The 15,257-nt window shown below is 48.3% G+C and carries 11 protein-coding genes; 8 read left to right on the plus strand and 3 right to left on the minus strand.

What is annotated here, in order from left to right:
• Positions 1-281 precede the first annotated feature (281 nt).
• Positions 282-1,055: a hypothetical protein gene (locus JMX98_RS09410; RefSeq protein WP_201586114.1), complete on the minus strand. Its 774-nt coding sequence runs from the start codon at positions 1,053-1,055 to the stop codon at positions 282-284.
• A gap of 171 nt (positions 1,056-1,226) precedes the next feature.
• Positions 1,227-2,174, minus strand: a complete 948-nt coding sequence (locus JMX98_RS09415; RefSeq protein WP_201586115.1) for a dienelactone hydrolase family protein — start codon at positions 2,172-2,174, stop codon at positions 1,227-1,229.
• Between the two features lie 509 nt (positions 2,175-2,683).
• Here JMX98_RS09415 and JMX98_RS09420 point away from each other — a divergent pair.
• From JMX98_RS09420 to mmsB, 8 genes are all read left to right on the plus strand, one after another.
• Positions 2,684-3,823 carry an MFS transporter gene (locus JMX98_RS09420; protein ID WP_265089367.1) on the plus strand — a complete coding sequence of 380 codons (1,140 nt, stop codon included), beginning with the start codon at positions 2,684-2,686 and terminating at the stop codon, positions 3,821-3,823.
• A gap of 166 nt (positions 3,824-3,989) precedes the next feature.
• Positions 3,990-5,660 carry a fatty acid--CoA ligase gene (locus JMX98_RS09425; protein WP_201586116.1) on the plus strand — a complete coding sequence of 557 codons (1,671 nt, stop codon included), beginning with the start codon at positions 3,990-3,992 and terminating at the stop codon, positions 5,658-5,660.
• 230 nt (positions 5,661-5,890) lie between these two features.
• Positions 5,891-7,930, plus strand: coding sequence for a propionate--CoA ligase (locus tag JMX98_RS09430; protein WP_201586119.1), 2,040 nt, complete (start codon positions 5,891-5,893; stop codon positions 7,928-7,930).
• 313 nt (positions 7,931-8,243) lie between these two features.
• Complete coding sequence (locus JMX98_RS09435; protein WP_201586121.1) at positions 8,244-9,728, plus strand: CoA-acylating methylmalonate-semialdehyde dehydrogenase; 1,485 nt, start codon at positions 8,244-8,246, stop codon at positions 9,726-9,728.
• 207 nt (positions 9,729-9,935) lie between these two features.
• Complete coding sequence (locus tag JMX98_RS09440; protein WP_201586123.1) at positions 9,936-11,096, plus strand: acyl-CoA dehydrogenase family protein; 1,161 nt, start codon at positions 9,936-9,938, stop codon at positions 11,094-11,096.
• A gap of 66 nt (positions 11,097-11,162) precedes the next feature.
• Positions 11,163-11,960, plus strand: a complete 798-nt coding sequence (locus JMX98_RS09445; RefSeq protein ID WP_201586125.1) for an enoyl-CoA hydratase — start codon at positions 11,163-11,165, stop codon at positions 11,958-11,960.
• 42 nt (positions 11,961-12,002) lie between these two features.
• Positions 12,003-13,262: an enoyl-CoA hydratase/isomerase family protein gene (locus JMX98_RS09450; RefSeq protein WP_201586127.1), complete on the plus strand. Its 1,260-nt coding sequence runs from the start codon at positions 12,003-12,005 to the stop codon at positions 13,260-13,262.
• Positions 13,263-13,355: 93 nt separating this feature from the next.
• Entirely contained in the window at positions 13,356-14,309 is a 954-nt protein-coding gene (gene mmsB, locus JMX98_RS09455) for a 3-hydroxyisobutyrate dehydrogenase (RefSeq protein WP_413786545.1), read from the plus strand.
• A 152-nt stretch (positions 14,310-14,461) separates the two neighbouring features.
• On the opposite strand, the gene JMX98_RS09460 is transcribed toward mmsB, so the two are convergent.
• Positions 14,462-15,220 carry an IclR family transcriptional regulator gene (locus JMX98_RS09460; protein ID WP_105245544.1) on the minus strand — a complete coding sequence of 253 codons (759 nt, stop codon included), beginning with the start codon at positions 15,218-15,220 and terminating at the stop codon, positions 14,462-14,464.
• Between the last annotated feature and the right edge of the window lie 37 nt (positions 15,221-15,257).

Consider the following 15,257-nt stretch of genomic DNA (forward strand, 5'->3'; position numbering starts at 1 on the left):
ACTCTTTTTTGCCGCTTCATCGTTAAAAATAAGCGCTTAGAATGACTAAACTTATTATTTTTAACATCGAATCGCCTAAAAAATAGTCGCTGTCAGTGCCATGGTCGAATGTTCAACACGCCCTAATAATTTTAATTGTAAACTCTATGATAGTACATCGTTTGATAAACAAGTCACTAGTAAATAGTAATGGATTCAAGCCGCTAGTATCGTTACACAACTTTTGTAACTCGTCCCAAGCTTTACAGTTGCCGTAACTGCATATCGATTAGGCCTTTCGATTAAGTCTGGCTAGAGGCCGCTTCTAAATCAGCGCGCGCGTTATCAATTCTCGATAGCAATGCAGCTTCAAACTCACCTTCTGCAAAGACGACTAGACCAGAATGGGCCCCGCAAAAGTTACGCACCTCTCGCCACTCGTGAGCAAGCTTTGTCGCCCAGTCGCAGTACGCTTTGCCAGCGTCAGGCTCATCTTTTAATGCTTTAAGTGTGGTCGCATGTAGGTTGATACCGGCTTGCACATCATTAAACTTCTTTGATGGCGGTATCTCAAAGGTATCGTCGACATAGAGGCTTTGACTGGCAGGGTGATAGACGAGAAGCGAGCCTGAATGTACGGAGTCGTCTGGGGCGATGTAATAGATACCTTTTGGTTGTGAAAACTGTAGCTCAGGATAGCGCTGGGCTACAGCTTCGCTTTCTACGTAATCCTTGCTCCAGTTGACCTCGGGTACCTGCTTATGATGGCGAGCGCTACCATAAAAAGTAGCGTGCGGAAAATCCTTGGCAACGCGCGCACAGTGTACGGTGTGAAAAGGATGTACATTGAGCACGGCTTCAATATCTTTACCATTATTGGTCAGCGCCAGCACTTGCTCGCGCACCTCACCAGTTAAAGTATAGCTATCTAGCAAAATAAACTTCCCTGATGCTAGCTTAACGAGCGCTGATTGATTACCGATATCGACCATACCATTTCTGACAAAAGAGCCTCTAATGTTCCAAAACCCAGCGCCTAGGTCATGTATCTGATCTTTTTTAAATTCTTCTGACATATAAGCCTCTATAGTGAATGACGTTCACGAATGTATAAAAGTAGTCTTTTAAGTGGTTTTTGAATAATTCTTTTTATTCATTCGGGAACCATAATACGCTTAATTAGATAGACTTATCCCTACGGTAACTTTTGTTGTACAGGGAACATACAAGCCAAGTATGTAAGTCAGTTACGGACAGTCAGCGTAATCATAATTCGATATACGCGGGTTTATGCTATAGTCTTCTCGACCACATAAGAACTGATCAAAGCGGGTATCGCCATTGATATGACGCTGCATCCACGCGATACTAGGCTTGCTTAGTAGCTTTTCATTCAAGCGGTAACTTGGACAGAGATGGCTGGCGTTATTGACCTCAATCTTCATCTTAGGCCCTGTCGCTTGTTTATAAAACAAATTGGTATACTTGTTATTAGCCGCAATAACATCGTACTCACAGGAGATAACAAAAGTCGGCGTTGTTACTTCACCATAGCTTCTATCATGATAAGGGGCGAGTGGCATAATGGCGCGTACGTTGCTACGCGTAGATGCCAGTTTGAGCGCGCCGCCCCCGCCCATGGACCAACCAATTGCCCCTAAGCGATCAGGATCTACTATATTGCCTACTGTATTATCGCTGATTACATAATCTAAAGCGTGGCTTAGCTGCTTAGCGCGGCTATCGGGTCTATCATAAATAGAGTTGGTATTCATTGTAATCACGACAAAGCCCCAAGCAGCTAGGCGGGGTCCCAACCATTTAATCGACGATTCATAAGAGACGTAGCCAGGTATCACAGCAATTGCGCCCAAACGTCCGCAGTTGCCAGCGTTAGTCGGATAGTAAATAGTGCCACCGCCAAAGCCGTCTACTAACTCACGTGGTACTTTTTTGCTAGCAATGTTAAAGGGTCCGTTATTTTTTGTTTGACTTAAATTATCAGCGCTAATTGCACTGTCAGAAATACAAGTTACATCTTGGTTTAGCGATGCTACCGATGTTGAGGTTGGCGTTGGCACTGTCTGTGTCGTTTCTATTAGTGCAATCTTAGCTGAAGCAGGCGCTGTAGACAGTAGCGCGTAGGTAGCTATTGTGATTGCAGCTATACTCAAACGCGTTAGGCAATTCATCATAGTAGTTGTCTTTTGATATTTGATAGTTGTCTTTTAAAAAGTTCAGTGCATTGCTTAATAGTCAATCTTAACAAGAGAGTAAGCTGATAAAAGCCGATTTACAATAGGTTTTAATAATTAATGTGTCAAAGGGAGCGATGTATAAGTTTAGGACTTGTTGGACGTTGTTTTTGCTGGACGTTTAAGAATGTCCATACTCAGATAGAACACCGAGGCACTTGAGAGCCTAGGTGATAAGTATCAATAACATTTTGTGCCCTTAAAACCGATATCGCTCGTGCTATAGTACTTCATTAATTAATAAGCGCTAAGGGTAGGTAATTAAAATACCTAGAGCGCTACTTTCTTTTTACTTACGCTTTTTAGCGTCCAATACAGTTAGCACTATTTTGAAACCAATACATCATACAACAAGTCGCAACGTCGCCGACGCTCACCACTCAAACGGCGAGAGAGCATATCACGCAAACACGCCACACCATTCGCCTTCGTGGGTATTAAAGCTGACCATGGGGCTTATCGGCATGTTTGCTTTTTTGCAGGTCTATTCTGTGCAGGCTATCTTGCCAGTGCTTATCACAGATTTTGCTGCCACAGAAGTACAGGCGGGTATGGTGGTTGGCGCGACGGTACTGGCGATTGCAATTATGTCGCCTTTTTTGGGCATGCTGTCTGATGCTGTCGGCCGTAAGGTGTTTATTGTTGGTGCTTTATTGTTTTTGGCGATACCAACGGCGCTTATCGCTCAAAGCCCGAGCATCGGCTGGATGGGGGTTTGGCGGTTTTTGCAGGGGTTGTCTGTACCCGGTATCACGGTGGTGACGATTGCTTATATCGGCGAGGAGTTTGAGGGGCGTGCGGTCACAGAGCTGATGTCGTTTTATGTATCAGGCTCGGTGCTTGGCGGCTTTATGGGCCGGTTTTTGCTGGGGCATTTGCATGAGCTGCTCGGCTGGCGTGCAGGCTATTATGTGATGGCGGCGATGACGTTACTTGGCGCTTTATGGGTCACTAAGATGCTGCCTGCGTCGCGGCAGTTTGTGGCCAATCCAAACTTTCGCTCGGCGATACAGACGCTCGGCGAGCACTTAGTCAATCGTTACGTGGTCACCGCCTGCTTACTTGGCGCTTGCGTGCTGTTTTCGTTGGTTGGCTGTTTTACCTTTATCAATTTGCACCTTGCAGATACGCCTTATGAGCTGAGCACTGGGGCGCTTGCGAATATTTTTGCCGTGTATTTACTGGGGGTGATCATCACGCCGCTTTCTACCACATTGCTGCGCCGCTTTGGCTCAGCGCGTACGGTACGTGTGGCCGTGGTGATCTCTATGCTTGGCGTACTGCTGACATTGGTCGCGCCGCTTTGGGGCGTGGTGATTGGGCTGGCGGTGATGTCGTCTGGAGTGTTTATTACCCAGTCGGCGACCATCAGTTATATCGCGGTCAATGTCAAAAAAGGCCGCTCTTTGGCGTCGGGTCTATATTATATGGGTTACTATGCAGGCGGCACGCTGGGTGCATGGCTGGGCGGTATCACCTATGCGCGCGGACAGTGGTCGCTGACGGTGTGGCTGCTATTATTCGTACAAGTATTAGCGCTGCTGATTGCAAGTTTTGGCATGATAAAAACCAAGTCAAAAGCTGCTTAGCCTACCACTTACGCAAGCTCACTTTACAGCACATTTAAATTTTTTTAGTATTAAGCGTATCTTGATTTGAAATTATTAGTATTCAAATGGCCAAAACTTGCAAACTGAATTACTAAGCCATGTTAAAACACGAAAATAACGAACACCCTCAAAGGAAATGAGATTTATGTCAAATGCTTATCATAGCGCCCCGTCTGCTTACGATTATCCGCTGATTATCAAGCAGCTATTGAACCGTGCTAAGACGGTCTCGCTCGAGCAAGAAATCATCTATGCAGATAAACAGCGCTTTACTTATCAAGAGTTGTTTACGCGTATCAATCGCTTAGCCAATGTGCTGGCAGACCTTCACTTAGATGCCGGCGACGTGATTGCGGTCATGGACTGGGACAGCCACCGCTATCTTGAGTCTTATTTTGCGATTCCGATGTCAGAGTATATCTTACAAACGGTCAATATTCGCCTATCACCAGAAAAAATCCTCTATACCATCAACCACGCCAAGCCCAAAGTGCTGTTGCTCAACTCTGAGTTTGCGCCGTTGGTCAAAGACTATCAGTTTGAAAACTCCAGTATCGAGCATATCATTTGGCTAGATGATAATGGGGTGTCGCACGAGGGCGTGTTTGGCGGCAATCAAAACCGCGTCACAGGAGAGTATGAGGCACTGCTGGCAGCGGCTGATAGTGAATTTGATTTTCCGGATTTTGATGAAGATACCATCGCCACGACTTTTTATACCTCAGGTACGACAGGCGATCCAAAAGGCGTGTTTTTTAGCCATCGTCAACTGGTGCTGCATACGCTCACGGAAGCAGCGACTTTGGGTATGTTGCCCAACAAGCAAGGCGTCAGCTACGGCGACGTCTATATGCCCATGACGCCGATGTTCCATGTACATGCATGGGGTTTTCCGTTTACCGCCACCATGGTCGGCCTAAAGCAAGTTTATCCAGGTCGTTATGCGCCTGATACTTTGCTCGATCTCATCATCAATGAAAAGGTCAGCATTACACATTGTGTGCCGACGATTTTGCAAATGGTGCTAAAAGAAGCACAAGAACGCGAGGTTAGCTTCAATGGCCTAAAAATGATCATCGGCGGCTCAAGATTGACAGAGGGTCTGGCAAAGGCTGCGTTAGCACAAGGCATTGAGGTCTATACCGGCTACGGTATGTCAGAGACAGCGCCTTTGATTAGCCTGACGGAGTTTAGCCTTGATGAGCCTGAAATGAGCGAAGAAGAGGATGTTGCGCGCCGCTGTATGACCGGTAAGCCAGTACTGATGGTCGATGCGCAGATATGGGGCGAAAACAACCAGCCAGTAGGCACAGGCAAAGATAAGACAGGCGAGCTGGTACTACGAGCGCCGTGGCTAACCCAAAGCTATCTAAAAAATGACGATGCTGGCAAAGAGCTGTGGGAAAACGGCTATATGCACACTCAAGATATCGCATACATACGCCCTGATGGCTATATCCGTATCACTGATCGTCTAAAAGATGTGATCAAATCAGGCGGTGAGTGGATATCATCATTAGAGATTGAGACGATTTTGTCGCTACATCCAGCGGTGGCTGATGTCTCGGTGATTGGGGTGCGTGATAAGCAGTGGGGCGAGCGTCCGCTGGCGCTGGTTGTCCTAAAACCTGCCTGCCAAGATACTAAAGTCGAAGATATCAAAGCCATCGCAGAAAAAGCAGTCGAGCGTGGTATCATCCCTAAATATGGCGTCCCAAGTCAGTTTAAGTTTGTCGATGATTTGCCAAAGACCTCAGTCGGAAAACACGATAAAAAAGTCATGCGAGAAATGTACGCCGATCAAACAGAGGTTTGATAGACAAAAATGGGCACCCATGATGCCCCTGCCTATGCTAAAATATCGATGAGAATATAGGCATAATAGTTGACGTTTATCGATTGCTCTGCTACATTTTAAACCGATACATAACGTATCGGTTTTTTAGTTCTGGTAAGGATGACCAGTACCTCATTTAGACATGTTGTTATGATAATGTCTGATAAGGCCTTATTGCCCCACCTATCGTCACGCTAAGGACAGCTATTATGAGCGACACCATTCAAACTCCTATTGCCACTCAAGAGTCAGCCACCAATATGGCCGACAGCGCCTCTCAATTTGCAGATATCTACCACGCCTCAATTCATGATCGAGAGCAATTTTGGGCGGAGCAAGCAAAGCGTATCTATTGGCACAAAGAGCCTGAGCAAATCCTCGATGACAGCAATCTGCCCTTTGCCAAATGGTATGTCGGCGGCGAAACCAACCTATGCTATAACTGTGTCGATCGTCATCTAGCAGAGCGCGCCGAGCAAGATGCTTTTATTTGGCTGTCTTCTGAGATTAACCAAGAGCTGATCGAGACTTTTCCTGCTATTGTTGATGCGTTCAAGGACTTGGGTAACCATGTCGAGCTATATACCGATTATGCCAAGCGCCGCCTGACCTACAATGACCTTTATAAAGAAGTCAATTATTTTGCCGATGTGCTACAGCGTCATGGTATCGGCAAGGGCGACCGAGTCATCATCTATATGCCGATGATTTTAGAAGCCGCTTATGCCATGCTGGCCTGCGCTCGTATCGGTGCGGTGCACTCGGTGGTATTTGGTGGCTTTGCCGCGCACAACCTCGCCATTCGTATGGATGATGCCGAGGCAAAAATGGTCATCACTGTCGATGCAGGTCTACGCGGCGGTAAAGTGGTCAATTATAAGAGTTTGGTCAATCAAGGTGTGGCGCAAGCAACGGTCAAGCCCGAGCATGTATTGGTGGTCAATCGCGGGGTTCTACCATTTGAGCCGCAAGCCATCGATGTCGACTATGCTGAGCAGCGCCGCATTAGCTGCGAAGCCAATGCCATTGTTGAGCCGGTGTGGCTAGAGTCCAACACACCATCTTATTTGCTTTATACCTCAGGTACGACCGGTACACCCAAGGGTGTGCAGCGCGATACCGGCGGTCATGCAGTCGCCCTGACCACCTCGATGGATTATATCTATGATGGCAAGGCAGGCGAGACCTTTTGGGCGATATCAGATATCGGCTGGGCGGTCGGGCATTCTTATACCATCTATGCGCCATTGCTCGCTGGTATGACCAGTGTGATGTATGAAGGTCTGCCGCATCGCCCAAACCCAGGTATCTGGTGGCGCATCGTCGAGGCCAATAAAGTCAATATCTTATTTACCGCACCGACGGGTGTGCGTATGCTCAAGAAGCAAGATGAGACATGGATGACGCGTTATGATGTCTCAAGCGTCAAGTCGTTTTTCTTAGCAGGCGAGCCACTTGATGAGTCAACAGCCAATTGGCTGACCAAGCATTTAGGCGTTCCGATCTTAGACCACTACTGGCAAACAGAGTCCGGCTGGCCGATTTTGAGCAACACGCCCAAGTTCAATCACAAACCGCACAAGCAAGGCTCACCTGGTTATCCCATGTATGGCTATGATGCTCGCGTTCTCAACGAAGAGACGGGCGAGCCATGTGCGGCAGGCGAAAAAGGATTGCTGGCGATTAGTGCACCACTACCGCCTGGCTGTCTCACCACCGTATGGCGCAACGATGAGCGCTTTATGAGTAGCTATTTTGGCTTGTTTGATGGTCAGCAGTACTCAACCTCAGACTATGCAGTCACTGATGAAGACGGCTATTTTTATATCTTAGGGCGTACCGATGATGTGATCAATGTCGCCGGTCATCGTATCGGTACCCAAGAGGTAGAAGAGGCCATCAGTACCCATCCTGAGATGGCGGAATGCGCGGTCGTCGGTATTGCAGATGAGTTAAAAGGCGAGCTGCCGATTGCTTTTTGTGTGTTAAAAGATCATGAACAAGTGAAAACGACCGAAAACCGCTTTCGTATTGAGCAGCAGGTCATCGGTGCGGTGGTAAAATCGCTTGGCGGTATCGCAAGGCCGGCAGCTATTTATTTCCCGCAAGCACTGCCAAAGACCCGCTCTGGCAAAATCTTGCGCCGCGCTATTCGTGCCTTAGCAGAAAACAAACCCACAGGCGATATGTCGACACTCGATAACCCAACTGCAATCGATGCAGTCAAACAATCTATGCAGGATTACTAGGACACGCCCGAATCTTCTCTTATGGCGGCTTGCCCAATAAGTCAAAATACAATCTAAATACTAAAAAGCTCATGCTCGCTCATGGGCTTTTTGGTTTTTGATGATAAGAAAATGCAGATAGGCAAAAATCTTAGATAAAAGTTTGATAAAGCCCTTGACCCTAAATTTGTTTTATTGCTATAGTCAATAACGATACAAAATAAATCATTTTAAATTAATTGTTAATCCAATAAAAACTTTTGGTTTTTTATCCCTTTTAAGTATAACTAGACACCTCGACAAGGTCGTCTCGCAGACAAGATAAGGATATCTTATGCACCACGTTCAGCAGCTCATCAATGGTCAGTTTGTAGACTCTACTACCAACGAGTGGATCGATATCACCGATCCTGCTAGCCAAGAGGTCATCGCCAAAGTGCCGCAGACCACGGATGATGAAATCAATCAAGCCGTCGCCGCGGCTCAAACAGCCTTTCAAACATGGCGCAAAACACCCATCACCACGCGCGCACGTATCTTTTTAAAATACCAGCAATTGATTCGCGAGCATATGGATGAGCTGGCAGAGACTTTGACAGCAGAGCAGGGCAAAACCATCGCTGATGCGCGCGGGGATGTGTTCCGCGGTTTAGAAGTGGTCGAGCATGCTGCAGGTATTGCCAACCTACAAATCGGTGATTTTGTCGAAAATGTCGCTTCAGGCGTTGACACTTATAGTATCTGGCAGCCGCTTGGGGTTTGCGCGGGTATCACGCCATTTAACTTCCCAGCGATGATTCCGTTATGGATGTTCCCGATGGCGATTGCCACGGGCAACACTTTTATCCTAAAGCCGTCTGAGCAAGACCCGATGGTAACCATGCGTCTGGTAGAGCTGGCCGTCGAAGCGGGTGTCCCTGAAGGCGTGCTAAACGTCGTACATGGTGGCAAAGCCACAGTTGATGCCATCTGTGATCATCCAGATATCAAAGCGGTATCGTTTGTCGGCTCTAGCGCTGTGGGTAAGCATGTCTATGAGCGTGCCAGCCAATCAGGCAAGCGTGCTCAGTGTATGATGGGCGCAAAAAACCACGGCGTTATCTTGCCAGATGCCAATAAAGAGCAAACGCTCAATCAGCTAGCGGGCGCAGCCTTTGGGGCAGCAGGTCAACGCTGTATGGCGCTATCTGTCGTGGTGCTGGTCGGTGCGGCAGGCGAGTGGATCGATGATATAAAGGCCAAAGCTGAGAGCCTAGTGGTATCTGCTGGTAAAAACGATAAGGATTTGGGGCCACTGATTTCTCCTGCGGCAAAAGCACGCGTTGAGCATCTCATCGGTACAGGGGTAGAAGAAGGGGCGAGCTTGCTGCTTGATGGTCGTGGTATCACGGTTGAAGGGTTTGAAAAAGGCAACTTTGTAGGACCGACTATCTTTGATAATGTCACAAGCGACATGCAAATCTATAAAGAAGAGATCTTTGGCCCTGTGCTGTGTATCATGCGCGCCGATAGCTTAGATGAGGCGATTGAGCTACTCAATGCCAACCCGCATGGCAACGGCACTGCTATCTTTACCCAATCAGGGGCCGCAGCACATAAGTTCCAGCAAGACGTGCAGGTCGGGCAGATCGGCATTAACTTGCCAATTCCTGTGCCACTACCAATGTTCTCATTCTCAGGCTCACGTGCCAGTAAACTCGGTGATTTGGGTCCTTATGGCAAACAAGCGGTGCAGTTTTATACCCAAACCAAGACGGTTACAGCGCGCTGGTTTGATGACGAGGCCAGCCGCGGGGTCAATACCACTATTTCGATATAAGGCCTTAGTCTGGGTCAGTGCGGTATAGTGTCTATCTTGCTGATTGTCGCCATGTGTGTTTTTGCCATGCAAGTATGTGTCGATGATGTTATACCGCTGTTATACTGTATGACCGACACGGTATCAACCATACCGTTAACCGACGTTAAAACAGGCACGGCTGACCCATTTTTATTCTATTTTTAATGCATGCACAAGGATGACCCCATGGATTTTTCATTGACCGACGACCAGATCGCCTTTCGCCAAACCGCCAAACAGTTCGCTCAAAAAGAGCTCAAACCAAACGCCGCTGAGTGGGACCGCACCTCACATTTCCCAGTCGATGTCATCAAAAAAACCGGCGAGCTTGGTTTTTTGGGGCTCTATACCAACCCAGAGTATGACGGCCTTGGGCTACCACGCTTAGACTCCGCCATGGTGTTTGAGGAGCTGGCATGGGGCGATACCGCGGTCGCCGCTTATATGAGTATTCATAATATGGCAGGCTGGATGATCGGTGAGTATGGCAGCGATACTCTGTGTAAAAAATATCTACCAAAGATGGTCAGTGGTGAGTGGCTGGGCAGTTATTGCTTGACCGAGCCCAATGCCGGCTCGGATGCGGCCTCACTACGCAGTAAAGCCGACAAGCAGGACGACTACTATGTGTTAAATGGCGAAAAGACCTTTATCTCGGGCGCAGGCGCGACCGATGTACTGGTCGTCATGGCACGAACAGGCACCGCCGGACCCAAAGGTATATCGGCGTTTGTCGTCGATGCCCATAGCGATGGCATTGAGTACGGCAAAAACGAGAACAAAATGGGCTGGAAAGCACAGCCCACACGCACCATCAGCTTTAAAAATGTCAAAGTCCCAGCCGAAAATCTAATCGGCGAGGAAGGCCAAGGTTTTCGTATTGCGATGAAAGGCTTGGACGGTGGACGTATCAATATCGGTATCTGTGCGGTCGGTACAGCGCAGTCGGCGCTTGAGACCGCGACCAATTATGTGCAAGAGCGTAGCCAGTTTGGCAGTCCGATTGCCAGTCTGCAGTCGGTGCAATTCAAGCTTGCTGATATGTTGACCCAGACCATTACCGCACGGCAAATGCTGTATCTGGCGGCCAACAAAGTCGACAATCAAGACAGCCAAGCATCGACCTATTGTGCGATGGCAAAGCGTCTGTCTACCGATCTTTGCTTTGATGTGGCCAACCAAGCACTACAACTGCATGGCGGCTATGGCTATCTCAATGAGTATCCGCTTGAGCGTCACGTGCGAGACTTGCGCGTCCATCAGATATTAGAAGGCACCAATGAGATCATGCGCGTGATCGTCTCGCGTCAGCTGATGCAAGATGATGCGCTGAGCCAGCTACGCTAATCTTGGTATTCAGTGTTTATGGCGTGTCTTCATTTCAAAAATAGTGATAAAAATAAAGGATTACTTATGACGGATTACACCAATCTCAATCTAGCTATTGATGGTCACATCGCCACCGTGACGCTAAATAATCCACCTGCTCATACGTGGACGATGGATAGTCTGCCCGCGCTTAAGCAGTTGGTGACGGATCTTAATGCCAATGATGAGGTATATGCCCTAATCATTCATGGCGATGGTGAAAAGTTCTTTTCAGCAGGGGCGGACCTAAATAATTTCTCAGACGGTGACAAAGGCCGAGCCATCAGTATGGCCATTGCTTTTGGCGAAGCGTTTGAAGCCTTATCTGCTTATCGTGGCGTTAGTATTGCAGTCATCAACGGCTACGCGATGGGCGGCGGGCTTGAGTGTGCGCTGGCTTGTGACATCCGTATCGCAGAAGCACACGCCCAAATGGCACTACCAGAGACAGGTGTGGGATTATTACCTTGTGCTGGTGGCACACAAAATCTGCCGATGCTGGTGGGTGAAGGCTGGGCCAAGCGTATGATATTGTGCGGCGAACGCGTCGATGCCGAGACGGCCTTGCGTATCGGCTTGGTTGAGGAAGTCGTGGACAAAGGCGCAGGACTACAAGCAGCACAAGCGTTGGCAAAAAAAGCCGCCAAACAGTCTCCTGTTGCCGTTAGTTATTCTAAAGCGCTTATCCAAGCAGCTAGATATAACCCGCCTGCCCAAAACCTCATCCATGAGCGCGAAGCATTTGTAAAGCTGTTTGATACCGAAGATCAGCGCGAAGGCGTGCAAGCATTTTTAGAAAAACGTCAGCCAACTTGGCAAAATAAATGCCCAAGACTGTATTGATAAAACGCCCTAATATTCATTTTACTTTTTGTAGGTCTTTTTATGACAACCTCAACAGATAACAATAATCAAGACGCTGCTACGCCTGCCGCGCCAGTATTGTTTGATACTGAACAGACAGACTGTGGTCATCTCATTGGTATTATGACGCTTAACACACCAAAATCTCTAAACGCCCTAAGTGTCGAGATGTGTCAATTGTTGGCTGTGCAATTAGAGCAGTGGGAGCGTGACGAGCAGATAGTAGCGTTGGTGCTCAAGGGCGCAGGCGACAAGGCGTTTTGTGCAGGTGGTGATATTCGCAAGCTATATGACAGCATGTCAGAGTCTGCACCACTACCTAACCCTTATGCGACAGAGTTTTTTGGTCATGAGTACCGTCTCTATCGGCAGATGCATTTTTATTCCAAGCCGCTGATACTCTGGGGCGATGGCATCATCATGGGCGGTGGTATGGGGCTGATGGCAGGGTGTAGTCACCGTGTGGTCACTGAGCGTACGCGCTTTGCCATGCCTGAGGTGACCATTGGGCTGTTCCCTGATGCCTCTGGTAGTTGGTTTTTGCAGCGTATACCCGCCAAGATGGGATTGTTTTTAGGTCTGACTGGGGCGATGTGTAATGGCAACGATGCCATCTTGTCCAATTTAGCTGAGTATGCCGTGAGCAGCGGCGATTATGATGGCATCTTACAACGTCTCAAACAAAGCGATTGGCAGCAAGCCGCCGACCGTACAGACAGCAGTCATCAGCGCCAGCATAACAGCGCGCACGATATCGTCAGCCGTGCATTAGCGGCGCAGCCTGTCACTGAGTTGCCCGCTAGCAAGCTGGCCACTTATTGGCATGCCATTGGACAGTTAATGAATAGCGGCGGGTTGGGTGACATTGATGCCATCTTGCAAAGCGACGCGGCGTTGGAGAAGTTAGATGCCGACTTTGCGCAAGACAGCTGGACACAGCGCGCTGTTGCCACTTATCGAGCAGGCTGCCCTGTGACAGTGGCATTGACTTACGCACTGTATCATCAAGTCGCAGACCTATCGCTTGAGCAGGTCTTGTACCTAGAAGCCAATGTCGCTGTACACTGCGCTGCCAACCCTGACTTCAAAGAAGGCGTACGGGCGCTGCTGATTGACAAAGACCGTAACCCCAATTGGTCGCGTTCATTGGCAGACTGTCTCAGCGCCGATGGACAGGCATACATTTATCAGCATTTCACCAATCCCTATGCGGCAGGCGGGCATCCATTGGAAGGCTGGCTGGGCAGTGAGGCTTTGGGGAGCCAGATTGTCAATCACTAACAATCTACTAAAAATAAGAGCAGATATGCCTAGGCAGCCGAGCAGGCGCTACTGGCAATAACATAAAAAAATCAATCATCAAGGAGTGATGAGATGGGTATGAAGGACACAAATACCAAAAATGCAGCAAAGAGTGCCGAGGCAAAACCAACGATTGCCTTTATTGGTCTTGGTAATATGGGCGCACCGATGGCAGAAAACCTATTAAAGGCAGGCTATCCGCTATCAGTATATGACTTATCTGCAGAAGCATGCGAGCGCCTGCAGCAAGCAGGTGCCAGCGTCGCTACCAGCCCAAAAGAGGCGGCGAGCAATGCGAATGTTGTGATTAGTATGTTGCCAGCGGGCAAGCACGTCCATTCTGTCTATATAGGTGAAAATGGATCTGATGGCTTGCTAGCAGAGCTGCCCAAGGGCACACTGGTCATCGATAGTAGTACCATCGCTGCCGCTGACGCCAGATTGGTAGCAGACGCCGCAACTGGTCTTGGTATAGACTTTTTAGATGCGCCCGTCTCTGGCGGTACAGGCGGTGCTATCGCTGGTAGTTTGACCTTCATCGTTGGCGGTAGTGCCGACGCATTTGTCAAAGCGGAGCCGATACTGGCGGTGATGGGCAAAAACATCTTTCATGCAGGCGAGCATGGAGCAGGACAGGTCGCCAAAATTTGTAATAATATGCTCTTAGGTATCTTGATGGCAGGGACGGCAGAGGCCATCAATCTAGGCGTAAAAAATGGCCTCGATGCCAAAGTATTGTCTGACATCATGCTACAAAGCTCTGGGCGCAACTGGACGCTGGAGGTTTATAACCCTTATCCTCAGGTGTTAGAAAACGTGCCATCGAGCAAGGGCTACAAAGGCGGCTTTATGAGTAAGCTGATGCAAAAAGACCTCAACCTTGCCATGCAAACTGCCAAAGATACCGCGGTTGAGACACCGATGGGTGCCAAGGCGACAGAGCTCTACGACGATCACGCGCGCGAAAATGGCGACAAAGATTTTTCTAGTATTATGGGACGTCATGACCATTCGGTGCTGTCTTAAAGTGCCTAATTCTTGAATTGCCTAGTCTTTGAAATATCTAGTCTTTGAAATATCTGTCTCGAACGTACAAAGCTACTAAAGGCACTCGTCTCAAAGCAAAAAAGGTCTGCGCTATCTGTGATAGCGCAGACCTTTTGGTTATAAAATTCTACTTAGTTTTGTAGCTCATAGACCAAAGCCTGAATATCCTGAGCGGCTGTCTGCAAGCGTGGCACATGCGTCATCAGCTCGTCTAATGACACGCGTATGGTCGGCGCATGCAAGTACAAAGAGGCCAGATAACGTGACTTCTTATCTAATACAGGCACAGACACCGCCACCATCTCCGAGATAAACTCTTCGTTATCGATACCGACCCCTGTCTCAGCGATTTTATCCAGCTCTTGATTGAGCGCATCGATATCTGTGATGGTGTTTTTGGTAAATTTATCTAAAGGCAAGCCTTTCAATATCTTGTTACGGCTGGTGGTGGAGAGCTGGCTCAGATATAGCTTACCCGTCGCCGTACACCACATCGGAGACTTGACGCCCACAGGCAGATAAATCTGCAAAGGTAGTGAGGTCTGCGCGCGGTTGGTATAGAGCATATTCATATGATAAGGAATCGCAATCCCGCAAGTCTCTTCGATCTCCTCGACCAGCTTATGCAAAACCATCTGCCGCTCATTAAAAAACTGGCGCTGCTGCCACAGCTCAACGCTCAAATTGCGTACTCGCTTGCCAGGTATGATGCCGCCGCCGATATCAACGGTGACAAACCCCTCATCCACCAGATTTTGAATCAAACGATGGATGGTCGGTTTTGGAATGTCCAGCTCTTGCGATAGCTCAAGTGGAGAGAGCGGTTTAGAAGCATAAGACACCGCTTCTATAATCTCTAACACACGGGTAATCGACGATACTTTAGGCATATAAATGGCTCGATAATAATAAAAGAGGAGAAAGCGC

The sequence above is a fragment of the Psychrobacter sp. HII-4 genome (assembly GCF_904846595.1).
In the GTDB taxonomy this organism is placed as follows: Bacteria; Pseudomonadota; Gammaproteobacteria; order Pseudomonadales; family Moraxellaceae; genus Psychrobacter; species Psychrobacter celer.